The following is a 21,552-nucleotide window of genomic DNA, read 5'->3' on the forward strand; positions in this document are numbered from 1 at the left end:
CTTTGCTATTTTTTTAATCAGATCCAGGTCAGTAATTTGGAATCTTCGGCCTTAATAAAATGATGTTCGTTCAAGCTCAGTAATTGCGGTTCATTTCCCACCAGACGCAATGTGGTCATGCTGGTATTGGCGATTGCCCAGTTTAAGGCAAAAGTCCGATTGGCATTGAGTTCGAGTAATTTTCCTGCAGCCACGGAAATCACCCCACCAGAAGTAAACACCACGGCATAACGCGGTTTGGTTTTAGCCAGTTCATCGCATAAATTTTGCAATGCGGTTTCTACCCGGTTTTTAAAATGCGGCCAGGATTCATCATATTCATGATGATAGTCACCACCTGTCCAGCGCTCGATTGCCCCTTCAAAAATTTTAGCCAAATAAGCACGCGGATTATCTTCCTTGGAGACATCCTGTTTTAAAAGATGTGGCTCGTTAAAACGTGGCTCGTACTTGGCAAAAACCTGCTGGTGATTGAACTCATTCCATGCACTGTCGATCTGAATTTCAGCTTCAGGAAAACATTGTTCTAAAGCAAGATTGGCCGTCTGTTGATGCCGCTGCATCGAACCTGACACCACATAAGGTGCCTCTTTTAGAATCTGGTCAAAGTATTGCCCTAATAATTTCGCCTGTAATTCACCGTTGGGAGAAAGTTGGTCATAACTTTCAGCCCCAAAAGAGGCTTGCCCGTGACGAATCAGATAAATTGTGGTCATGTTGGCATCAATTCCTTAAATTTCGCGATATATTTTTGTGCCAGTTCATTGGCCTCAAGTTTTTGTAGGCCAATTAATTTAAGCGCACGAATATGCAAGGCATGGATCACAACCCAGAAATCCTTAAAGGCTGGATTATTGGTTTGTTTGTGGTAGTAGCGGTAATAGATTTGTTGTGCAATTACGGCTAAACGGAAAATGCCGAACACTTCATAAAAGGTCCAGTTCTCTGTTTGCAAGCCAGTTTTTTGCAAATAATAATCCACCACTTCCTGACGCGTGAACATACCTTTTAAATTGGTGGGCTGACGACGCGTGGCTTTAAAAATTTGATTGTCTCTTTCTTCAACCCAATACGCGAGGGCTGAACCCAAATCCATTAAAGGATCGCCGAGGGTTGCCATTTCCCAGTCTAGAACGCCAATCACTTGTGTCGGATGCTTCGGATCTAAAATTACATTATCAAAACGCCAGTCATTATGAATGACACAGGTTTTTGAATCGGCAGGGATATTGTCTTTTAGCCAGTTTCGGACATATTTAAAAGACGGTACATTTAGGGTTTTGGCTTTTTCATAGCGGGCATCCCAGCCTTCTACCTGACGACGACAATAGCCTTCGCCCTTGCCGAGCTTTTCCAGTTCTGTACCCTGATAAGGAACTTGATGCAACTCAATCAATTTATCAATGACATTGATGCACAATTCACGGACCTGAGCTTCATTAAAGTTGAGCTCTTTGGGTAAATTAGCACGTGGAATAATGCCTTCCACACGTTGCATGACATAGAAATCACAGCCAATCACCGATTCATCCTGACAGAGCGCCACCATTTCAGGCAGTACAGGATAGAATGGTGCCAAATTTTTTTGCACATTGTATTCACGTGCCATGTCGTGCGCAGATTTGGCTTTGGTTCCTTTTGGAGGACGGCGTAAAATCAAGTCTGTATTGTCGTATTTCAAACGATAAGTCCAGTTGGACGCTCCACCTGAATATTGTGTAACTTCGGCTTGACCCTGTAAATCAGTTCCTTGTGCTTTGAGCCAATTCTCAACAGCAATGACATCTAGCTCTTCGCCTTGACGAACCTTCCCACCTACATCAATCACTGACATTGTTATTTCCCTAAATCATCAATGTTATAACACTTCATCGCTTACTTATTTATACCCGTTTAATTTCTCATAAACAGCAAAATTTTCAGGCAAGTGATAAGCAGCCTCAACTATTTATGTAATTAATCTTTTTTCCGACCTGAACTGTAACCGCGTTTTGCCAGTTCAAGTTTAGCAATCATGCCTTTATGCACTTCATCTGGGCCATCGGCCAAACGTAAGCTTCGAGCCTGAGCAAAGAATCCTGTTAGAGGTGTATCACGAGAAACACCTGCACCACCGTGTATCTGTATGGCCATATCTACCACTTTTTCCAGTACGCTTGGTGCAACCACTTTAATTGCTGAGATTTCAGTCAATGCTGCCATATTACCTAAAGTATCCATTTTGTAAGCAGCATAAAGTGTAAGTAATCGTGCCTGGTCAATGGCTACCCGTGCTTCTGCAACACGTTCCAGATTGCCACCCAGCTTTAAAATTTCTTTGCCAAAAGCAGTACGACTCATACCACGATCAATCATCAACTCTAAAGATTTTTCTGCTGCACCGATACAACGCATACAATGATGAATACGACCTGGCCCTAAACGGCCTTGCGCAATTTCAAAACCCTGACCTGCACCACCAATAAAATTGGCCACTGGTACACGGACATTGTTAAAGCTAATTTCGCCGTGTCCATGCGGTGCATCATAATCCCCAAATACAGGCAGCATGCGTTCAATTGTTACGCCCGCAGTATCTACAGGAACCAAAACCATGGAATGTTGATGATGACGGTCTTTGCTTTCATCAGGCGTATGCGCCATAAAAATGATGATTTTTGCATTGGGATCGCCCAAACCTGACGACCACCATTTGCGACCGTTTAACACAATTTCCTCACCGTCGATCACCGCCGTAGCCTGCATATTGGTGGCATCAGAAGATGCCACAGCAGGTTCAGTCATACAAAATACGGAACGAATTTTGCCTTCCAATAATGGTATGAGCCATTGCTGTTTTTGTTCTTCAGAACCATAGCGCCACAACACCTCCATATTGCCACTGTCTGGTGCATTACAGTTAAAGACCGTTGGTGCAAGCAAGCTACGACCGGAAAGTTCGGCAATGTGTGCATATTCCTGAACTGATAAGCCTTGCCCCAATTCTGGACATGGCAAAAACATATTCCAAAGACCCACTGCCTTGGCCTTATTTTTTAATATTTCAAGTTGAGTGGGCCATTGCCATGTTGTCCAGTCTCCCCCTTGATTGAGCTCATGGACATCATTCCAAAACTCGGTTTCAACCGGTTCAATTTCTTCCTTAATGAACGTTTTTGTTCTTTCAATATAATCTTGTGCACGTGTTGATAACTCAAACATGGCCAATTCCCTCAAAATATATATTATCTGATCTTTACAACAACATAACCCGAAAACTATTATGAATAAAATGATTTAATTCAATATAACACTATGAACAGTATTCATAATAAAGCCGCGATTGATCTGAGTGTTTTTCATCGCATAGACATTAACTTATATCCGTTATTTATTGCAGTTTATGAACAAAAAAGCATTTCTAGGGCTGCACAGATTTTGTGTATCAGCCAATCTGCTGCCAGCCATGCCTTACAGCGTTTAAGACAACATTTACAGGATGATTTATTTGCACGTGCCGGCAATAAAATGTTGCCTACTTCATTTGCCGAGGAAATTTATCCCATCATTAAAAATGCACTGTTCGCTATTCAAAACATTTCAATGCAAAAGCAGCATTTTGAACCCCGTATGGTGCAAAGCTTAAGAATTGCGGTGCATGATGAAATAGAACCAATGATTTTTCCTAAACTGGTTCAGCATTTTCAGGGCTTAAATCTAGAGATTCAATTTTTCAGTAGCAAATTAGACCGTAAAACGCTTGTCACAGACCTCGCCACCCAGCAAATAGACTTTGTCATTGATCTGGAACAAAACTTCGGTGAGAAAATTCAATTTCAGAAACTGGTACAAGATCAATTTGTGGTATGTACACAGCAACCTGAAATGACAGAACAGCTTTATCTCGCTGCTCCACATATTGGAGTTTCATCACGCCGAACTGGAGTTTTGGTTGAAGATATATATTTAAACCGCAAACAACTGTCGCGACAGATTTTTTTACGTTGCCAACATTACTCAACGGCTTTACAGATTTTGCTACAAAACCATCAATCCGTTTTAACTATTCCTCAAAATTTGCTTAGTCATTTACAACTTTCTACTACATTAAATATTTTTACAGTGCCTGTGGACTTGCCGCTAATTACTTTGGGAATGTATTGGCATAAAGATTTGGAAGATAATTCGCGTCATCAATTTTTGCGCAGAGAAATAATTAAAATTTTTGCTTAGGCTATTTTAATAGATCTATTATTTTGCTTAGGCTATTTATAAGTACAATCAACAGCTACCATCTTAGAAACGAAGCGTTTTATGACTCATTTTTTGCATAGTAAAAGATAAATGCTTAGGCTATTTTGAGTATTTGTTATGGATCTGAATGATTTTTTATGCAGATATCACCTTTTACTGAATAAATAACCGAAATGTTGAACTGGCAAGGCTTTTAATGCTATTTGACTATTTCTCAAGCCATTATTTTTGAGAATTTCCATTAATATAGCAGCTCATTTTTTATCTTTTTATTGTTGAATCTGGACTGGTATTTTCAAGTCAGATTCCACAAATTTTATCTATGTTGGCAAATCTCTCCCCTGTTTGGCTCATTATCTTGGGCATGCTGCTTTGTGCAGTGCTGTTTTTTATCTTCCGCAAAATTCACGCTTTCCTTACCGATGTATTTAAACCGTTTAAAAAAGGAAAAAAATACTGGTGCAAAGTCATTGCGGTGAGTGATGGCGATACCATCACCTGTACGCGCTATAACTTGCGTCGCTCAGAAACCAAACTGCGTTTTGCCTATATTGATGCTCCCGAATCAACACAAACCTATGGCAAGGAATCTCAGCGTCTGGTTAAAAAAATGGTGTATTACAAACTGGTCCGTGTCGAGATTACCGATGTCGATCGCTATGGGCGCTGCGTTGGCGTCATTTACCGTTTTAGACGAAATATCAATCAGGAACTGGTCAAACGCGGCGCGGCATGGGTGTATGAGGAATATATTAAAAACCCGACGCAAAAACAGAAATGGTTAGCTCTACAACTTCAGGCCAAGAAGCAGAAAAAAGGCTTATGGAAAAATTCGCATCCGGTACGCCCTAGTGTTTATCGTAAGCGAAATAAATAGAATTCTAGAATAGACAAATAATCATCTTCAAATATAGATTTGAGTTTGATTTCATTGATTACGCTGGTGGGTTAAAAAATAAAGTGGCTTGTTTAAAACAAACCACTTTAAAATTTATTATCAACAATTAAAGATAATAAGCCAGTTGAACAAGTAGCCGGAATGCCCCGGCCATCAATGCTAAAGCAAAAAATCCGCCTAGCAACAACACAATAAACCACTGCATCTGTGAAAGTTTCATATTTACTCCTTAATGATAGCCTTCATCACCAATGCGGACTTTGTCGCGGAACACCCAGTAAGACAAACCGGTATAAATAATTTTGAAATGTAACTTATTACTGAGAATTGAAGTGCCTTAATATGATTCTGTCATTTTCAGAATAAATCATTCTTGCTCCCTGACTAATACTTGAACAATCAACTCAACAGGCGTAAAGTTATCTCAATTTAGTTACCCTAGCTAACTATTATGCCAAATCGACTTAACTTTCGTGCTTCATTACTGCGCTGTGCGCGTTTAATGAGTGATGAAATCAATACCATTTTGCTTCCACATCAGCTGAATTATTCATTGTGGCAGGTACTGTATGTCATACAGCTTAAGCAAGGCTGTACCTCTATTGACATTGCTGAATACCTGAATGTTTCCAAACCTTCGATTGCAAAACGTATTCATGCATTAATACAACTAGAGGTTTTGGATCAGGTCGACACTGATGATAAACGGCAAAAGAAACTGATTCTAAGCATTAAAGGTCAACAACTTTTTTCCGCGTGCTCTGAAAAACTGGACCTGTTTGAACAACGACTGTTATTGCCCTTAGATCAAGCTGCGCAAAATAGTACGCTAAATACCCTGCATCAACTTATGGAGCATCTGCAAGAGATGAAAGGTAGCCAGTCATGAGTGAACATACGCCCTTATGGACAAGAAATTTTATTCTTGTCAGTGCCATTAACTTTCAGCTGGTCCTGACCTTTTATCTGCTGGTGGTGGTCATTGTCGGCTACGCAGTTGCTGAAATGGATGCAACCACGGCTCAGGCCGGTCTGATTTCCGGTTTGTTCATTGTCGGTACCCTGATTGGTCGTTTATTTGTTGGTCAGTTTCTGGAACGTTTTGGCCGCAAAACCACCATGATTGTGGGTTTAATTGGATTTTTGATTTTTTCAGGATTCTATTTTATTCCGATGAATGTCACTGCCTTGCTGAGTGTTCGTTTCATGCATGGTTTTATGATGGGTATGGCATCGACTGTATTGGGTACCATCATCGCGCAGATTTTACCGCCGACCCGTCGCGGTGAAGGGATTGGTTACTACAGTATGAGCAGTACATTGGGTACTGCGATTGGCCCGTTTCTGGCCATCTGGATGATGTTGCACGTCGGCTATACTGCGATTTTTGCCTTATCTAGCATGGTCGCTATGAGCTGTTTAATCGTGGCTTTGCTGATTGAAGTACCTAATTTGCCACAACACCCCAAAACCATTGAAACTCAAGTCAATGTGAAAAAACCGAGTTTCATTTCCCAGTTTATTGAAATGAAAGCCTTGCCGATCTCGATCATCATGTTATTGACATCGATTTGTTATTCTGGGGTTTTATCCTTTATTAATTTCTATGCCAAAGAAATTGATCTGGTTGAAACAGCTTCTTTCTTCTTCTTAATGTATGCGATTGCGATTTTATTTTCACGTCCATTTACCGGCCCACTGATGGATCGTAAAGGTGAAAATATCATTATGTATCCCGCATTTATCATTATGGCATTGGCCTTGTATCTGCTCAGTCAGGCCCATAGTCCGATGACCTTGTTACTTTGTGCAGGCTTGCTCGGTCTGGGCTATGGCAACATTCAGTCAGTTTGTCAGACTGTTGCTGTGAAAAGTACCTCGCTGGATCGTATGGGCTTTGCTACCTCGACCTTCTTCATCTTCCTCGATGCAGGACTCGGCTTTGGCCCTTATTTTATTGGTAGGGCGCTGGATTATATAAATTATGCGCAGCTGTATATGTATAGCGCGATTGCAGCTTTGATCTGTATTGGTTTCTACTATGTATTACATGGACATAAAGTGAAAAGTAAAGCCATTAAAGCTGCTTAATCATTTTCCAATACCGCCAGGAAAAATTAAAACCATTGGCTAAAATATATGAAATCCCCTTTTATAAAGGGGATTTCGAAAAATTATGAATTACTTAAATACCTTAAAACGTGTTGCATCATCTATATAAGCTTTATCTTTGGCTTCACCTTCTACTGAACCAAACACCAGCTGGGCACGCAGTTTCCAGGAGGCTGGAATTTCCCATTCAGCATGTACCTGTTCATCCACGATCGGGTTATAGTGCTGAAGTGAAGCGCCTAAACCTTCAGTATGTAAGGCGGTCCAAGTTGCGAACTGGGCAATGGCTGTTGAGTGCTCTGCCCAGATCGGGAAATTCTCTGCGTAAGACGGGAACTGCTCTTGCAGACCTTTAATCACATCCATGTCTTCAAAGAATAAAACGGTACCCACACCTGCGGCAAAACTGTCCATTTTGGCACTGGTTTTTGCTGCACTTTCTTCATCTTTGGCATAAGACTTGAGTTTTTCTTTGACAAAATTCCAAAATTTTTCGTGCTCGGCATTAAACAAAATCACGGCACGTGAAGACTGCGAATTAAAAGAGGATGGACTCTGTTTGATCGCATGTTTAATCAAATCAGTTAAATACTCTGGGCTTTGCTCTACATTTTTACCGACTGCATAAATGGTACGGCGTTTCTTAATTAAATCTAAAAACTGATTTGACATTCAATGAAATCCTGTGATATTTCTTCGCGAAAATTTGAAACAATCTACCCTCACTGTTAATAAAATGTGAAATATCTACTTTTATAACAATATTTAGGTAAATGTATTGCTGTCTTACCATATGCAATAATAATTCCAATTTCTAGTACATTTTATTGATAATTAAATCTTTAATTTTTTATATAGATGCATTTAAATAGCTTAAGTTTATCTTTTTACAGCTAAAACTGGCATAAAAAATCCCCCAATATTTGGAGGATTGTTATCGTATTTTATGCTGTTCTAGAATTTGGCATTTAACACATTTTGCGGAACTTTGTGTTTCCACAAATCACGCAGTGTGGGTAAATAGAATTTTTCACCAATTTCAACCAGTTCTGCATCAATCAGTGCATGAATTTCGTGCATAAACAGATAATCGAGTTCTACAGTTTTCAATTGATGGTTGTTTTTCGCAAACTCTTTACGCTTTTGCTGCGCAGTTTTGACTAGCTGATCGGCATAGTTTTTATTTTTAAATTGAGAAATCGCATTTAAACGTAATTCAATCACGCCCCAGCCGCTGAGTAATAATTTGAACAATTCAAAATCTTCAGTGGTCGATTCCCAGGTCATTTCATCCAGATTTTCATCGCCAGGCAGAACCGGAAGCAATAATTCCATCACACTCGGAAAAATCTTTTTAAAATTCAAAATAAATTTAACAGGATGCTCACCCGGATAATCCTTAAATTGAACCTTTCTCTGAACATCTGTTAAATAAACGTCAAGCATAATCAATCATCAGCAGTTAATTTCTAGGACTATTGTACGCATATATGCCCCAGATAAAAACCACTGATGATCAATTGATAGCTGTTCCAACTTTTAGATGGCTATTTCACATTAGGTGAAACCATATTTTCCGGAATTACCACGGCATCAAACTGTTCGGCAGTGACCAGGTTCAATTCGACCGCGACCTGTTTTAAGGTTTTGCCTTCCTTATATGCTGTTTTTGCCACTTTAGCAGCATTTTCATAACCAATCACCGGATTTAAAGCAGTGACTAACATCAGTGAATTATGCAGGAAATGATCAATTTTTTCGCGGTTGGGCTCAATGCCAACGGCACAATGATCATTAAAGCTGTTACATGCATCGCCCAACAGTTGAATCGATTGCAACAGGTTAAATGCAATGACCGGCATAAACACATTCAGCTCGAAGTTGCCCGAAGCTCCGGCGACATTAATAGTCGTATCATTCCCCAGCACCTGTGCCACCACCATGGTCATGGCTTCACTTTGGGTTGGATTGACCTTGCCGGGCATAATGCTTGAACCTGGCTCATTTTCAGGAATACGGATTTCACCAAAACCGCAGCGCGGACCACTGGCCAACCAGCGAATATCATTGGCAATTTTATTTAAACTCACTGCCAACGTCTTTAAAGCCCCAGAGGCAAATACCGCAGCATCACGCGCAGCTAAAGCTTCAAATTTATTCGGAGCCGTTACAAATGGCAAACCGGTTAAATTAGCTAACTGTGCTGCAGCTTTTACTGCATACTCCGGATGTGCATTTAAACCTGTTCCAACTGCTGTGCCCCCCAAAGGCAATTCATATAAACCCAGTAAGGCATAATGCAAACGTTTTAAGGCATGATCCAGTTGTGACACATAGCCACTAAATTCTTGCCCGAGCGTTAAGGGTGTTGCATCCTGTAAATGGGTACGGCCAATTTTGACAATGTCGGAAAATTCTTGCGATTTAGCCTCTAGAGTATCGCGTAAACGTTGTACGGCAGGAATCAGCAATTCATAGATTTGCAGGCTTGCAGCCACATGGATGGCTGTCGGAAAAGAATCATTGGTCGATTGTGCACGATTGACATGGTCATTGGGGTGAACCGGCTTTTGAGAACCCAAAGGATTACCCAGTCTCTGGTTGGCAATATTAGCAATGACTTCATTACAGTTCATATTACTTTGCGTACCTGAACCTGTTTGCCACACCACCAGTGGAAATTGACTATCCCACTTTCCAGAAATCACCTCTTCTGCAGCATTGACAATATAATGTGACAATTCATGAGGAATTTGACCTAACTCGGCATTGGTCATGGCGGCCGCTTTTTTGACCAAGCCCATCGCCCGAATCATCGGTCGGGGTAAACGTTCTTGACCAATCTTAAAGTTTTGCAAACTACGCTGTGTCTGCGCACCCCACATTGCTTCACTTGGAACTTCTACCTCGCCCATAGTGTCATGTTCAATACGTGTTTGCATTCTCCACCTCATATCGATGTCGTTTTATGATTTAAACCAATTCAATAGTTTTGACATATTTACTGATCTTAATCAAACATATTATAATTGTAAATGATTATTATTTACATTATTCACTTTGTTTCTCAGCTGCTTTAATTTCCCTTCAGTGTTTGTTGATAAAAACGCCAGGCATCTTCAATAATTTGGGTAATGCTGCGCTTAGGTTGCCATTTTAAAATTTCATGGGCTTTGCCTGAGGTCGCCCCCACCTGATCCAATTCAGCATAAGTATAAAACGGCACATCCATGGTTTTGATTTCAGTCTGGGTGACTTTTGAAACTTCACTGAGCAAGGCTCGAATGGACATATTTTGTCCTGCAATATTAAAGGCATCACAGGTATAAGGCTGAGTCCTTAACCATTGTAGAGTCGCTAAAATGGCATCACAGCAATCCAATACATGCAAAAAGCTGCGCTCAACGGTACGGTCCAGGGTTTGGGCTTGCTGTCGCAGTTCAATATAATCACGTTTTTTCGCTGCAACCTGTAAAGCCAGTGGAATAATATTTTTCGGCAATGGCGCCACAAATTCTCCAAGCACGCCATGTTCAAAAGCACCGGCAATGTTGCATAGTCTTAAAATGGCAATTTTCCATTCGTTGTCGGTCAGTGCGGTATCACGGATAATTTCTTCCGTCATCTGCTGCGATTTGATATAGGGATTGGGGTAGGAATAATTAAATGGCGTATCTTCGCTCAGAATTAAGCTGGACTGACCATAGACTGCCAGACTGGATAAGTGAATTAAGGTTCGAATGCCTGTACGCTGCATAGATCGCAGCAAACTCATAATACAACTGACATTATCGTTATAATATTCCAACGGTTTAAGCGCAGATTCTTCTATCGATTTAAAACCAGCGGTGTGAATGACGGCTTCTACAGAATATTGTTCAAAAACTTTGTTTAAGGCGGGTGTATTTCGGATGTCAATTTTGACAAAAGGCACATACATGCCGGAAATGTATTCAAGTCGTTCTAAGGTTTGTAAAGTTGCATTGGATAAATTATCAACAATGATGACTTCTTGTCCATGAGCCATCAGGCTTAACGCAATATGTGAGCCTATAAAGCCTAAACCACCCGTCACTAAAATCATTGTATAGATACTCCTTATAATAATCAGTACCTTGCAACTTATTGGTGTAATCTTGGTGTTTACAACAACTTATCCACAGATATTAAAAGCAAAAAACCGACTCAAAATTCTCTTGAGTCGGCTAATCTGCAAGAGCACTATCACACCATCTTAAAGATTTGGAATATTGCATGTGTTGCAGTTATGGCTATGAACTGTATATTGTTTATGAAAAAAATAAAAAACTTATTCAATGAATGGTAAAACTCATCAAGAGGAATAAAAATGAAACCATGGGAATACTTTTACATAGAACACACGATAAGACATGATCCTAGCCAAACAACTAGACACACATAGCCATCTTTGTTGTTTTTTATTGTGAAGTATATGCACCATCGACCACATACTGACTGCCAGTCACAAATGAAGCATCATCAGAAAGCAGAAAGGCAACGACCTGAGCAACTTCTTCCGGATTGCCTGCTCGACCAATCGGATGTAATTTCACCATCTCTCCCTCATCAATTTCAGCACTTAAAGGCGTTTTAATATAACCTGGATGTACCGAATTAATGCGAATACCTTGATCCGCATATTCCAATGCCGCTGCTTTTGTTAATCCGGTAATAGCATGCTTTGCAGCCACATAACCAGGAATATTTTTAAACCCGATTAAGCCTGCAATTGAAGAGGTATTAACAATCGCTCCACCTCCAGCAGCCAATATTGCAGGAATCTCATAGCGCATGCTATAAAATACCCCATTTAGATTAACATCAAGCACACGATGCCACCCATCAATGCTCAATTCTGCAGTTGGGTTAAGTTCCCCCAGAATTCCCGCATTATTAAATGCTAAATGCAGTGCACCATATGTACTAACAGCAAATTCAACCACTGCTTTCATATCTTCAGGCTCAGCTATATTGGCTTTATTTGCTACAGCTTTCCCACCTAAAGATATGATCTCATTAGCAACTTTATGAACAGTTTCCATGTTAATATCTGAAACCACCACACTTGCGCCCTGTTGGGCCAAAAGCATAGCGGTACTTTTGCCAATACCAGAACCAGCTCCAGTAACTAAGACCACTTTATTATTGAATTTATTTGACATAATTTTTTCCATTTCTAATTTTAAGCGTAAGTCGCAAGACTTTGTAATGTTCAGCATCTCAATTCTTTGTTGAGACTGGGTCTATAATACTATTCTGCATGAGTTCAACATATTTTTATGTATATTGATCTAACTAAAGTCATACAGCACATTCTCTATATTGAACTAAAAATGAGTTTGTTTAACGCCAGCATACTTTTTGAAACACCACCCAAAATTCTATACGCCTAGTTGTTAAACAAGCTTAAATAAAATAGTAATATATTAAGCATACTTTAATGATCAAATACTACGGATAGTATTTGATCGCACAGACCCACTTCGGTGGGTTTCTTATTTCTGAAATAAACTTTCGCTATTTTATAGGCAAGGTCGGATTCGAAGGTAAGACCTGTAATAACTAAGTAGCACTAATTCCCAAAACCCATCCCTGTGATGGGTTTCTTTTGCCTATTCTTGCTTATAATTTATTTACAAATAAAAATAATCACTTGAGAATTATATCAGAGCTTCTTCCAAGTCATGATGCTAGTTACATTGGCACTTTTAGCTTTACCATTGACTTTCATTTGGTCTCCAGCAGCATTTAAACTGGCATCAATATCATATACACGTCCATCCTGCGTATTAATCCAAATACCCTTGTTAAATTGTTTATTGCTAGTATCAGCAACCAGACCTTTAAGAGCTTCCATTCCAAAAATTGGCTGATTCTTCAGTTCACCTTGGCATTTGCTACATACTTCAGAATTTGCAACACCAGGTAAAGATCGATTTTTAGTAATGACAGCACTGTACTGTTGTGTTTTAGAATTCTTGCGAATCACGATGTCTGAAACATAATAACCAGTACGATCATCAATAACTTTCCAAGTGCCAATTAACGGATCGAATGGCATAGCGGCTAATGGATTGATTAGCCCAAAAAATAATGCAGTAGCAGCAAAAAATTTACGGTTCATAAAAAGTATTTACAATTCAAAGAAATAAATAAGCACGGCTGTGCTCAAAATTGGCGAGAGTATAACAATTATTTTTCTATTAAGACATTAATTTCATTAGATTTAAATATATATCTGCTAGCTATTCCCAAAATTAATCAAAGATTAAAATCAAGATATCATCATTTTTACAACGTTCACTTACCTTACTATCAAGCCAAAATCAAAGAAAACCATGACATGTAATAATGAAGTAACGCTACCCAACCCATCCCAGTGATGGGTTTTCTTTTGAAAAGGCCAGCATTGGTGTAGATCTGGTTCAAATTACTTTTTATTTTACCAATAATATGAAAAAAGGAAGGGAATATAGGGAATTTCATGCAGATAAAAAAATAGGTTTTATGATTTTTAACTTTAACAAACCCAATTAAATCATTGTTTTTAAATAATTATTTTTGAAATAATTTTAACATTAAGTTCTGAATTCTTTAGATACCACCTAAAATCATTGTATACTACCCTTTTCTTATGAAGTTTGGATGCATCAATATTGGATTGGGCATTCTTCAAGTGAATTTCGATGAGTACCTTATTACTAATTACCTCCGCTCCAACCTCGATCTATGCCTGGCATGCCTTGGGTCTTGCTCAGGCCTTGCACGCTAAAAACCAGCCATTTCGCGTGTTCTTCTATCAGGACGGTGTTGCTGTAGCAAATGCCTTGCAATGGGTTCCGGATGATCAGCGTAACTTGACCGAAGAATGGCAGAAACTGGCGATTCGCTTACCGGTATGCGTGAGTGCTGCGTTGGCGCGTGGTATTAGCGATGAAGAAAATGCCAAACGACATCAAATTAGCCAACACAATCTTGCGCAAGGCTTTGAACTGGTTGGTCTGGGTGAACTTGCCGATGCAGTACAGTCAACACAACGTCTGATTCAATTCTAAGACGATATTTTTTTGGTATTTGTTGCTTTTAAAAGGTAAATTGTGTGAAATCTGTACTCGTTATTCTGACCCAAGCCAATCTGGCCAATCTGCAGGTGCATGAAAGCCTGTCTGCCACGATGGTACTGGCAACTTTTGGCTGTGAAGTGAAAGTTTTACTGCAAGATGCAGCCTTAAGTTTACTCAATGCCGAACTGCCATTTGATCAGCTTAAACATGCCTTTAAAGTGGCATCCAATATGGTCGATAGCTTTGAATTTTATGACCTTAGCCCGATTTTGATTGAAAACAAACATCAACATTCACACTTTGTAGCCAATGCTCAACAGGATATTGAATTTGTTGAGTTAAATCCTGATTTCATTCAAAGTTTTGATTTTGTATTGTACTGGTAAAGTTGAAGAGTAAACTGATTATGTCGAATAAAAGCTTATATTTGGTGCAAAGTACTTTTTCAGCAACCCCGAATGTTTTGAGCAAATTGCAACAGGTTTATAGCCCTGAAGATACGGTTGTGATGATGGGGGAATCGGTCCTGCAACTACAGCATCCATTTCTGCAACCATTGGACAAGGTGTATGTACTGGACACCGATGCGGAAATCCTGGCGGGACAAACAACCAAAAATTTACAGCTGATTTCTTATGCAGAATTTGCAGATATTTGCCTCAACTATACCCGCTGTATTCGCTTGAACTAATTTGAGATTTATGATGAATTTAGAACTCGATCAAGATGGTCACTTAATCGATTACACCATTTGGAATGAAACGGTGGCTCAAGAGTTGGCAAACTCTCTGGAGCTACAACTTACAGCGTGGCATTTTGAAGTTTTGCATGCAGTACGCCAGTTCTATCAACAGTTTGGACATTCACCGGCAACACGCCCACTGATCAAATTCCTGATGAAAACCGTCAGTGCCGATATCAATAATGCCGTCTTGCAAGAGCAATTTAAGACCGGTCTGGTAGCACGTCATTTAAGCCGTCTGGCAGGCATTCCTAAACCGCCGAATTGTCTATAAATCCTGAAGGAAAAGATTTAGGATGATATTTTGTGCTGTTCCCGATAGTCGTATTCATCTCACGTCAGTTCAACTTTAACCTGCCTGGCATGCAGCGTTTCATGACACTCAGAACATACCCGTCACGGGATCACTTTATGACCACATCTTTTATACATATATTGCATCGGCTGTCCTAAATCTTCATTCATCCATTGATCTGCCCAATGTGCCATAGACATTAAAAAGGGATTCAGTCTGCATCCAAACCCTGTTTTTTACAGTCGACTGCCAACCAAGTTTTTTTAAAAGTGAATTTTATCCCGATTTTCCTCAATAATTTTTAACCATGCCCGTGTTGCAGGGTTCATGGCAACGGTGGTATTCCAGGCCATGCTCAGCGTCCAGTTCAGATGCGGGCTTTCCAGCAGGCTGATGTTAAATTTCTCCTGATCCAGCTGTTCACAGTAAATTTTTGGTAACAAAGCAATCCCGACATCCGACTCGACCATTTTGGCAATAAAGTCCCATTGGCTACTTTTACAAACCACATGCGGTTCAAAACCGACGTAATTCGCTGCCTGAATAATCATATTGTTTAAAGTGAAGGAATCATCATAAAGCAAAAAAGACTCTTCTTTTAATTCAATCAATTTTACGGTTTGTCGATCCTTCCACTGGGTATCTTTTCGAGAAAGCAAACATAAGGGCGAATCCATAATAGGAATACCGCTCAGTACCGGTTTTAAATGTCCCAATAAAATGCCAACATCGACTTTTTTCGCCAAAATGGCATCTTCAATCGCAGCTGCACCGACTTCCAGAAAACTTAATTCGATATGTGGATATTGCTTGTGAAACTTGGCAATTAAACTACTGAGTAAAACTGAACCTAATGGCGGTAAACCTAGGGTTAATTTGCCCTGTTTGAGCTGCCGGATTTTAGCCACTGTTTCAAAAATACGTTGCTGTTGTTCCAGTATGACCAAAGCATGTTGATACACTTGTTCACCAGTATAGGTTAAGGCAACATCCCTTTTACGCCCGGCTTCTCCCTTATGAAATAAAGCCACACCAATTTCCTGTTCCAGGTGATGTATGGTCTTACTGATGGTGGGCTGGGTCACACACATCTCCTCTGCTGTTCGGGTAAAACTTTGCAATTGCACGATTTTAACGAATACGCTCAGACTCTTAATATCCACCTATCATTCCATTTATGCATAATATTTTTTTTATTATTCATAATATGAACACATGGTCAAATTTAAAATACCTGCAAGTTTTTATATTTTCTGATTATGTCTACTTCTTCACGTTCTGCTCCATCAATTTATATTACTCAGGTGGTATTACAGCTCAGTCTGCTGATCTTCATCTGGTGGATTTCCTCACTGATACAACATGCGCTCAATTTACCGGTTTCTGCCGGAGTTATTGGCCTGTTACTGGTGTTAATGGCTTTACTGAGTGGCCTGTTTAAACTGCAATGGATTAAAACAGGTTCAGATTTTATTCTCGGTGAACTGGTGTTGTTATTTATTCCCTGTGTAGTCGGCATCATTAAATATAAAGACCTGCTTTTGACCCAAGGCTGGCAACTGATTTTATCAGTCGTGATCGGCACTTTCTGTGTGATGCTGGCTACAGCCTATAGCGTATATTTCGGTTTTAAACTGGAAGCCCGTTTAAAGCATAAATCACAATCCCGACACCTGTTAGAACAGGGAAAATAATATGAACCTGACTGCGCTTATATGTTTTCTCGGGACACTCATCTGTTATGTACTGGCTAAAAAACTGCATAAAAAATATCCCTACATGCTGTTGGCACCCGGTATTTTTGTGCCTCTTATTCTGGTGATATTGATGCTGGCGTTCAATATTTCCTATGATAGCTATATGGTGGAAAATCAATGGCTGATCTGGATGTTGGGACCTGCGACCATTGCCTTTGCCATTCCGATTTATGAATATCGCAAAGTCATTACAGCACATGCCTTGTCGATTGGTTTAGGCATTGTGGTGGGCATGATTGCCGGTGTGATCAGCGCATTTTATCTGGCAAGATTATTTCATTTTGACCAGGCCACGTCTTACAGTTTAATGGCCCGTTCCATTTCTACGCCCTTTGCCATGGAACTCACTTCCCATATAGGCGGTTCGGTTGAACTGGTGATTTTATTTACCATGATTACCGGGATTGCGGGTGTAGCGATGGGAGATATGCTTCTACTGGCACTCAAACTCAATTCACGCTTTGCTCAAGGCGCGTCTTTTGGGAATGCGGCACATGGTTTTGGTACCAGTAAAGCCTTTATGCGCCATCGTGAGGAAGGTGTGGTGGCCTGTTTGACCATGGTACTTGCAGGGGTATTTATGGTGCTGCTGGGACCGGCAATTATTTCCATGGTCGTGACTTATTTATAAGTGATAATGCCCATGATACGGAAGTGATGCTGTTGAGGTGATCAGGCTGCTCACTTCCTCTTTTTAATCATGGAATGGTTAAATAAAAACTCGCTACAATAAAACTCAAAAGACTCACCGCCTCGCAAATTTCAATACTCGCCCCTACCGTATCACCGGTAATTCCCCCAATACGCTGGATAAATTTATACCTTAAATAAAGCAATGTACCTAGCATAGATAAAGCACACAGCATTCCAGCCCATCCCCAATACACTGATGTTAGTAAACTTAATACACATACAATAATGGCGGCAGTTTTCGGAATAAATTCTGCAATTGAAGTGCCTAAACCTTTTTGGCGCACATAAGGGGTGGTTAAAAATAAAAATAACGGCGCTAAACGACCCAATAGCGGAAATAAAATCAGGGCTGAATAGTATTGCTGTTCCAATAATACATACAGTGCCGACCATTTTATTAGGCATAGAATGATTAAACTCAGCACCCCTATTGGCCCACAGCTCGGGTCTTTCATAATAGCTAAGGTACGTTCAGGATCACCAAAACCACCAACCCAGGCATCAGCAGTATCAGCCAGACCATCCAGATGCAACCCGCCTGTCAGCCAAATCCATAGCACTAAAATCACACTACTTAATAAAATAACGGGGATCGCCTGTAAAAGATGGGCAAGTGCAAATAAAATCAGGCCAATAATCAGTCCAATCACAGGATAAAACAGCAAAGATTGAGCATTTTGCTGTTTGCTCGGCATCTGTTTTAATTGAACTGGAAATATCGTTAAAAACTGCAGTGCAATAAAAAATGGCGTCATGCTGATTGCTCCACATATTCAATGCTTAAATCATCATGTAGAATGAAATGATTGAATTGCCCCAGTTCAGCAGACATTTTTAAAATATTGTCCAAGGGTTGATTGAATGCCAGACATTTTAACAGTTTAATCACCCCACCATGCGTGACCACCATTGCATGTGCAAATTGATTGTGCTGCATGGAACCCTGAATTTGTTGCAGCGCATGTAAAATACGCTGCTGAAACTGCTGCATTGTTTCTGCATTGGGTGGACTAAATCGGGTTGGAGTTTCCCAGAACTGCGCCAATACATCCGGCTGCTTTTCATAGATCTCTTGCGTAGAAACAGCTTCCCAATCGCCAAAATGCATTTCCTGCAAATTTCGATCTAGAATAAGTTCAAGCTTTAAATTGCTGGCAATTTCATCTGCAAATAAAGCACAGCGCTGCAAAGGCGAACTAAACACAATATCCCAGGGGTTAGGTGAATTATTTTTTAAGAATTGATCTACCGTTTGTTGCATTTGCTGCCAGCCTGAATCCGTCAAGGCGTCATCAGTTGAACCACGCAAAGTATGACTCAGCTCGGTCTCGCCATGACGCAGCAAATCAATCCTGTACATCTTAAATCATCCTTAAATCTAGACAGATTAAACTTTTTCACCTGTCACGGCGGCTTCGGCAAAAGTTGCCATATTGTTATGCAGGCTGCATGCTAACTTGATGATTCCTAAAGCTGCCCCGGCACCACTGCCTTCGCCCAGGCGTAAATTCAGTTTCAGCAAAGGGTTGGCATTCAGTTCTTGCAATAAACGTTGATGACCGTATTCAGCAGACTGATGTCCAAACAGCATCCAGTCACGTACAGCCGGATTTAATCGTACGGCGACTAATGCAGATGCTGTGGTGATAAAACCATCAACCACCATAGGCAAACCCAGTTGTGCACAGCGAATATAAGCACCGGCCATTGCAGCCACTTCCAGTCCACCCACGGCGCACAAGGCTTTAAATGCATCATCGCCTACATATTCCTGGTGTAATGCTATCGCACGGTTAATGACATTTTTCTTATGGTTGAGCTGTTCTTCACCGATCCCTGTCCCTACACCGGTCAGTTGCTCAGCAGGCTCATTCAGCAAAAAACAGGCGACAGCAGAAGCAGAACAGGTATTGCCAATACCCATTTCCCCAGCCACATAGATTGAAGCACCCTCTGCAACTGCCTCATCTACACTTTTACGACCAAGATTTAAAGCTTCTATACATTGTGCTTCAGTCATGGCCACTTGTTTGGCAAAGTTGGCCGTACCCGGGATAATGCAATAACGTTCAACGCCTGCATATTCATAGGCATCACCGACTGAACCACAGTCAATCACTTGCAGTCTGGCATTGTATTCCTTGGCAATTACGCTAATACAGGCTCCACCGCTGGTGAAATTTTGCAGCATTTGGCGAGTTACCGCTTGCGGATAGGCTGAAATGTTTTCTTCCATCACGCCATGGTCACCGGCAAAAATGGTAATCCACGGTTTATCAATGTTCGGGCGCTGATTGTTTTGCAAACAGGCCAACTGAATTGCAACATTTTCCAGTTCAGAAAGTGAACCGGTTGGTTTGGTTAACTGTAATTGACGCTCTGCAGCCTGCAGTCGGGCTTCTGCACTTGGCGTTTTACACGCATCTAACCACCAGTTCATTATTTCTCTCCTTTTAAAATCATGGGAAAACCAGCTACACAAAAAATCACCTTATCGGCAAGCTGTCCAAGCTGCTGATGTAAGCGGCCAGATTCATCTACAAACTTGCGGCTGATCTCACCCATGGGAACAACGCCCAATCCAGTTTCATTGCTCACCAAAATGATTTGTGATTGCAAACTTGGCAGCACATCCAGTAATTTTTCACATTCTACAGCTTGCAGATTTTCATCTTCATGCATTAACAGATTAGTCATCCATAGCGTCAGGCAATCGACCAGGATCAGCTGATTTGCTGCGTCAATTTGCTGCAATCGCTCTGCCAGTGAGAAAGGCTCTTCAATCAGCTGCCAATGGGCAGGACGCTGCATTTGATGATGATAAATCCGTTCCTGCATTTCCGTATCTAAAGCTTGAGCCGTTGCAATATAACTGACTGGTAAACCTGAATCTTTTGCGGCTTGTTCCGCAAGACGACTTTTGCCGGAACGCGCGCCGCCTAAAATGAGTTGAATCATGCCTCACCCAAAATAACTTGATGGTATGGTGTTAATGGCCCCTGCAAGGTTTGGGCATGATAGGTCCCAAAAGTTAATTGCTCGGCCTGAAATTCAAATTGCTGCTGTGAAATATTTTGCATGCGCTCAAACACTGCATCACTATTGATTTTGTCTTTATACAGACCCAAAGTGATATGAGGACAATATTGCAACGCTGCGACTTCTGCTGAACAGGTATATAACTGTTGACGAACCTCGGCCAGGCTTCCTTCAATATCCTCAATTTCAATAAAAAGTGCGCTTTCAAAACTATTTAAGTTCCTTGTCTTCAATTTAAATGAAGATTTTTTTTCCCGGTTTAAAAGTTCAATTTGCCGTTGTAATCGTTGCTGGCTAAAATCGTCATCCCAAACCTGCTGGTGAGTGGTCAAAAAACCGCAAATAAACAAGGTGATATGAAACTGGCGCGTATTGGGCGTAAACAGTAGGTCAGAAAAATGCTGACGTAAATGGTCTAAATAGAGCAGCAATTCAGGCGACTGGATTTCCAGATACCAGAGTGAATAATCCGTGCGCCCCTTATGCCACTCAGGATAGTCCTGTGCAAGCGTGGGCACAACTGGCATTGCAGGCTTTAGAAACACATAAAATTCACATTAAATTCAATCACCTTATTTAACCATGAATTTGATGCAATTAAATAAAGCATTGGCTTAACAATATTCAGCCTATGCTGAAATTTATTCAGTTCTTCAAGCATATTCCTGATGCGACCACATTTCGGCATAAAGTCTATG

Annotated in this window: 26 protein-coding genes; 10 read left to right on the forward strand and 16 right to left on the reverse strand. The window is 40.6% G+C overall.

What is annotated here, in order from left to right; all coding sequences use genetic code 11:
* Positions 1-17: 17 nt before the first annotated feature.
* The 3 genes from FTT87_RS04760 to FTT87_RS04770 form a co-directional block, all read right to left on the reverse strand.
* Positions 18-716 (reverse strand): histidine phosphatase family protein, encoded by a 699-nt coding sequence (locus FTT87_RS04760; RefSeq protein WP_180042591.1) that lies wholly within the window; start codon positions 714-716, stop codon positions 18-20.
* Positions 713-1,834 carry a phosphotransferase family protein gene (locus tag FTT87_RS04765; protein WP_180042592.1) on the reverse strand — a complete coding sequence of 374 codons (1,122 nt, stop codon included), beginning with the start codon at positions 1,832-1,834 and terminating at the stop codon, positions 713-715. The genes FTT87_RS04760 and FTT87_RS04765 overlap by 4 nt, the downstream gene beginning before the upstream one ends.
* A 122-nt stretch (positions 1,835-1,956) precedes the next feature.
* Entirely contained in the window at positions 1,957-3,201 is a 1,245-nt protein-coding gene (locus FTT87_RS04770) for an acyl-CoA dehydrogenase family protein (RefSeq protein ID WP_180042593.1), read from the reverse strand.
* Between the two features lie 93 nt (positions 3,202-3,294).
* Between FTT87_RS04770 and FTT87_RS04775 the strand changes: the two genes are divergently transcribed.
* Both FTT87_RS04775 and FTT87_RS04780 read left to right on the forward strand, forming a co-directional pair.
* Positions 3,295-4,212: a LysR family transcriptional regulator gene (locus FTT87_RS04775; RefSeq protein WP_180174511.1), complete on the forward strand. Its 918-nt coding sequence runs from the start codon at positions 3,295-3,297 to the stop codon at positions 4,210-4,212.
* A 343-nt stretch (positions 4,213-4,555) separates the two neighbouring features.
* Entirely contained in the window at positions 4,556-5,110 is a 555-nt protein-coding gene (locus FTT87_RS04780; RefSeq protein ID WP_180174512.1) for a thermonuclease family protein, read from the forward strand.
* A 127-nt stretch (positions 5,111-5,237) separates the two neighbouring features.
* On the opposite strand, the gene FTT87_RS04785 is transcribed toward FTT87_RS04780, so the two are convergent.
* The gene (locus tag FTT87_RS04785; RefSeq protein WP_180042596.1) at positions 5,238-5,351 is read right to left on the reverse strand and encodes a DUF2474 domain-containing protein; all 114 of its coding nucleotides are present in this window, start codon (positions 5,349-5,351) and stop codon (positions 5,238-5,240) included.
* Positions 5,352-5,582: 231 nt separating this feature from the next.
* Here FTT87_RS04785 and FTT87_RS04790 point away from each other — a divergent pair, with 231 nt between their 5' ends.
* Both FTT87_RS04790 and FTT87_RS04795 read left to right on the forward strand, forming a co-directional pair.
* On the forward strand, positions 5,583-6,020 hold the full coding sequence (locus FTT87_RS04790; protein WP_180042597.1) for a MarR family winged helix-turn-helix transcriptional regulator: 438 nt from the start codon (positions 5,583-5,585) through the stop codon (positions 6,018-6,020).
* A complete protein-coding gene (locus tag FTT87_RS04795; RefSeq protein WP_180042598.1) occupies positions 6,017-7,222 on the forward strand; it encodes an MFS transporter in 1,206 nt (401 codons plus the stop codon). Before FTT87_RS04790 ends, FTT87_RS04795 begins: the two co-directional genes overlap by 4 nt.
* Positions 7,223-7,312: 90 nt before the next feature.
* On the opposite strand, the gene FTT87_RS04800 is transcribed toward FTT87_RS04795, so the two are convergent.
* From FTT87_RS04800 to FTT87_RS04825, 6 genes are all read right to left on the reverse strand, one after another.
* Positions 7,313-7,915: a nitroreductase family protein gene (locus tag FTT87_RS04800; RefSeq protein ID WP_086196991.1), complete on the reverse strand. Its 603-nt coding sequence runs from the start codon at positions 7,913-7,915 to the stop codon at positions 7,313-7,315.
* A gap of 282 nt (positions 7,916-8,197) precedes the next feature.
* Positions 8,198-8,689 carry a hypothetical protein gene (locus tag FTT87_RS04805; RefSeq protein ID WP_180042599.1) on the reverse strand — a complete coding sequence of 164 codons (492 nt, stop codon included), beginning with the start codon at positions 8,687-8,689 and terminating at the stop codon, positions 8,198-8,200.
* Positions 8,690-8,790: 101 nt separating this feature from the next.
* Positions 8,791-10,185, reverse strand: a complete 1,395-nt coding sequence (gene fumC, locus FTT87_RS04810; RefSeq protein WP_180042600.1) for a class II fumarate hydratase — start codon at positions 10,183-10,185, stop codon at positions 8,791-8,793.
* Between the two features lie 134 nt (positions 10,186-10,319).
* Positions 10,320-11,327 (reverse strand): SDR family NAD(P)-dependent oxidoreductase, encoded by a 1,008-nt coding sequence (locus FTT87_RS04815; protein WP_180042601.1) that lies wholly within the window; start codon positions 11,325-11,327, stop codon positions 10,320-10,322.
* A gap of 355 nt (positions 11,328-11,682) precedes the next feature.
* Complete coding sequence (locus FTT87_RS04820) at positions 11,683-12,483, reverse strand: SDR family NAD(P)-dependent oxidoreductase (RefSeq protein WP_257230566.1); 801 nt, start codon at positions 12,481-12,483, stop codon at positions 11,683-11,685.
* Between the two features lie 446 nt (positions 12,484-12,929).
* The gene (locus tag FTT87_RS04825; protein ID WP_180044429.1) at positions 12,930-13,388 is read right to left on the reverse strand and encodes a DUF2147 domain-containing protein; all 459 of its coding nucleotides are present in this window, start codon (positions 13,386-13,388) and stop codon (positions 12,930-12,932) included.
* Positions 13,389-13,950: 562 nt separating this feature from the next.
* Here FTT87_RS04825 and tusD point away from each other — a divergent pair.
* From tusD to FTT87_RS04845, 4 genes are read left to right on the forward strand one after another with little or no spacing between them, the layout of a single operon-like run.
* A complete protein-coding gene (gene tusD / locus FTT87_RS04830; RefSeq protein ID WP_166171770.1) occupies positions 13,951-14,319 on the forward strand; it encodes a sulfurtransferase complex subunit TusD in 369 nt (122 codons plus the stop codon).
* Between the two features lie 44 nt (positions 14,320-14,363).
* On the forward strand, positions 14,364-14,714 hold the full coding sequence (locus tag FTT87_RS04835) for a hypothetical protein (protein ID WP_086197063.1): 351 nt from the start codon (positions 14,364-14,366) through the stop codon (positions 14,712-14,714).
* A 20-nt stretch (positions 14,715-14,734) separates the two neighbouring features.
* Positions 14,735-15,019, forward strand: a complete 285-nt coding sequence (locus FTT87_RS04840; RefSeq protein WP_180044427.1) for a hypothetical protein — start codon at positions 14,735-14,737, stop codon at positions 15,017-15,019.
* A 13-nt stretch (positions 15,020-15,032) separates the two neighbouring features.
* On the forward strand, positions 15,033-15,344 hold the full coding sequence (locus FTT87_RS04845; RefSeq protein WP_180081641.1) for a TusE/DsrC/DsvC family sulfur relay protein: 312 nt from the start codon (positions 15,033-15,035) through the stop codon (positions 15,342-15,344).
* Between the two features lie 284 nt (positions 15,345-15,628).
* Here FTT87_RS04845 and FTT87_RS04850 read toward each other — a convergent pair whose 3' ends face one another.
* Complete coding sequence (locus FTT87_RS04850; protein WP_180044425.1) at positions 15,629-16,528, reverse strand: LysR family transcriptional regulator; 900 nt, start codon at positions 16,526-16,528, stop codon at positions 15,629-15,631.
* Between the two features lie 96 nt (positions 16,529-16,624).
* Between FTT87_RS04850 and FTT87_RS04855 the strand changes: the two genes are divergently transcribed.
* Positions 16,625-17,059: a CidA/LrgA family protein gene (locus FTT87_RS04855; protein ID WP_180044423.1), complete on the forward strand. Its 435-nt coding sequence runs from the start codon at positions 16,625-16,627 to the stop codon at positions 17,057-17,059.
* A 1-nt stretch (position 17,060) separates the two neighbouring features.
* On the forward strand, positions 17,061-17,753 hold the full coding sequence (locus FTT87_RS04860; protein ID WP_180044421.1) for an LrgB family protein: 693 nt from the start codon (positions 17,061-17,063) through the stop codon (positions 17,751-17,753).
* Positions 17,754-17,820: 67 nt separating this feature from the next.
* Here the strand turns inward: FTT87_RS04860 and FTT87_RS04865 are convergent, their stop codons facing one another.
* The 5 genes from FTT87_RS04865 to FTT87_RS04885 are packed head-to-tail and all read right to left on the reverse strand — an operon-like array spanning position 17,821 to position 21,381.
* Positions 17,821-18,570: an adenosylcobinamide-GDP ribazoletransferase gene (locus FTT87_RS04865; protein WP_180044419.1), complete on the reverse strand. Its 750-nt coding sequence runs from the start codon at positions 18,568-18,570 to the stop codon at positions 17,821-17,823.
* Positions 18,567-19,175 carry a histidine phosphatase family protein gene (locus FTT87_RS04870; RefSeq protein WP_180044417.1) on the reverse strand — a complete coding sequence of 203 codons (609 nt, stop codon included), beginning with the start codon at positions 19,173-19,175 and terminating at the stop codon, positions 18,567-18,569. Before FTT87_RS04870 ends, FTT87_RS04865 begins: the two co-directional genes overlap by 4 nt.
* Before the next feature lie 27 nt (positions 19,176-19,202).
* Positions 19,203-20,255: a nicotinate-nucleotide--dimethylbenzimidazole phosphoribosyltransferase gene (cobT, locus tag FTT87_RS04875; protein ID WP_180044415.1), complete on the reverse strand. Its 1,053-nt coding sequence runs from the start codon at positions 20,253-20,255 to the stop codon at positions 19,203-19,205.
* Positions 20,255-20,773 carry a bifunctional adenosylcobinamide kinase/adenosylcobinamide-phosphate guanylyltransferase gene (gene cobU / locus FTT87_RS04880; protein ID WP_180044413.1) on the reverse strand — a complete coding sequence of 173 codons (519 nt, stop codon included), beginning with the start codon at positions 20,771-20,773 and terminating at the stop codon, positions 20,255-20,257. The genes cobT and cobU overlap by 1 nt, the downstream gene beginning before the upstream one ends.
* Entirely contained in the window at positions 20,770-21,381 is a 612-nt protein-coding gene (locus FTT87_RS04885) for a 2'-5' RNA ligase family protein (RefSeq protein ID WP_180081613.1), read from the reverse strand. The genes cobU and FTT87_RS04885 overlap by 4 nt, the downstream gene beginning before the upstream one ends.
* Positions 21,382-21,552 lie beyond the last annotated feature (171 nt).

The organism is Acinetobacter sp. YH01022 (assembly GCF_013420235.1).
In the GTDB taxonomy this organism is placed as follows: domain Bacteria; phylum Pseudomonadota; class Gammaproteobacteria; order Pseudomonadales; family Moraxellaceae; genus Acinetobacter.

Excerpts from the sequence above, each read along its gene's own strand:
- FTT87_RS04760 (WP_180042591.1), bottom strand. The coding sequence starts at position 716 with ATGACCACAATTTATCTGATTCGTCACGGGCAAGCCTCTTTTGGGGCT.
- FTT87_RS04765 (WP_180042592.1), bottom strand. The coding sequence starts at position 1,834 with ATGTCAGTGATTGATGTAGGTGGGAAGGTTCGTCAAGGCGAAGAGCTA.
- FTT87_RS04770 (WP_180042593.1), bottom strand. The coding sequence starts at position 3,201 with ATGTTTGAGTTATCAACACGTGCACAAGATTATATTGAAAGAACAAAA.
- FTT87_RS04775 (WP_180174511.1), top strand. The coding sequence starts at position 3,295 with ATGAACAGTATTCATAATAAAGCCGCGATTGATCTGAGTGTTTTTCAT.
- FTT87_RS04780 (WP_180174512.1), top strand. The coding sequence starts at position 4,556 with ATGTTGGCAAATCTCTCCCCTGTTTGGCTCATTATCTTGGGCATGCTG.
- FTT87_RS04785 (WP_180042596.1), bottom strand. The coding sequence starts at position 5,351 with ATGAAACTTTCACAGATGCAGTGGTTTATTGTGTTGTTGCTAGGCGGA.
- FTT87_RS04790 (WP_180042597.1), top strand. The coding sequence starts at position 5,583 with ATGCCAAATCGACTTAACTTTCGTGCTTCATTACTGCGCTGTGCGCGT.
- FTT87_RS04795 (WP_180042598.1), top strand. The coding sequence starts at position 6,017 with ATGAGTGAACATACGCCCTTATGGACAAGAAATTTTATTCTTGTCAGT.
- FTT87_RS04800 (WP_086196991.1), bottom strand. The coding sequence starts at position 7,915 with ATGTCAAATCAGTTTTTAGATTTAATTAAGAAACGCCGTACCATTTAT.
- FTT87_RS04805 (WP_180042599.1), bottom strand. The coding sequence starts at position 8,689 with ATGCTTGACGTTTATTTAACAGATGTTCAGAGAAAGGTTCAATTTAAG.
- fumC (WP_180042600.1), bottom strand. The coding sequence starts at position 10,185 with ATGCAAACACGTATTGAACATGACACTATGGGCGAGGTAGAAGTTCCA.
- FTT87_RS04815 (WP_180042601.1), bottom strand. The coding sequence starts at position 11,327 with ATGATTTTAGTGACGGGTGGTTTAGGCTTTATAGGCTCACATATTGCG.
- FTT87_RS04820 (WP_257230566.1), bottom strand. The coding sequence starts at position 12,483 with ATGCTGAACATTACAAAGTCTTGCGACTTACGCTTAAAATTAGAAATG.
- FTT87_RS04825 (WP_180044429.1), bottom strand. The coding sequence starts at position 13,388 with ATGAACCGTAAATTTTTTGCTGCTACTGCATTATTTTTTGGGCTAATC.
- tusD (WP_166171770.1), top strand. The coding sequence starts at position 13,951 with ATGAGTACCTTATTACTAATTACCTCCGCTCCAACCTCGATCTATGCC.
- FTT87_RS04840 (WP_180044427.1), top strand. The coding sequence starts at position 14,735 with ATGTCGAATAAAAGCTTATATTTGGTGCAAAGTACTTTTTCAGCAACC.
- FTT87_RS04845 (WP_180081641.1), top strand. The coding sequence starts at position 15,033 with ATGAATTTAGAACTCGATCAAGATGGTCACTTAATCGATTACACCATT.
- FTT87_RS04855 (WP_180044423.1), top strand. The coding sequence starts at position 16,625 with ATGTCTACTTCTTCACGTTCTGCTCCATCAATTTATATTACTCAGGTG.
- FTT87_RS04860 (WP_180044421.1), top strand. The coding sequence starts at position 17,061 with ATGAACCTGACTGCGCTTATATGTTTTCTCGGGACACTCATCTGTTAT.
- FTT87_RS04865 (WP_180044419.1), bottom strand. The coding sequence starts at position 18,570 with ATGACGCCATTTTTTATTGCACTGCAGTTTTTAACGATATTTCCAGTT.
- FTT87_RS04870 (WP_180044417.1), bottom strand. The coding sequence starts at position 19,175 with ATGTACAGGATTGATTTGCTGCGTCATGGCGAGACCGAGCTGAGTCAT.
- cobT (WP_180044415.1), bottom strand. The coding sequence starts at position 20,255 with ATGAACTGGTGGTTAGATGCGTGTAAAACGCCAAGTGCAGAAGCCCGA.
- cobU (WP_180044413.1), bottom strand. The coding sequence starts at position 20,773 with ATGATTCAACTCATTTTAGGCGGCGCGCGTTCCGGCAAAAGTCGTCTT.
- FTT87_RS04885 (WP_180081613.1), bottom strand. The coding sequence starts at position 21,381 with ATGCCAGTTGTGCCCACGCTTGCACAGGACTATCCTGAGTGGCATAAG.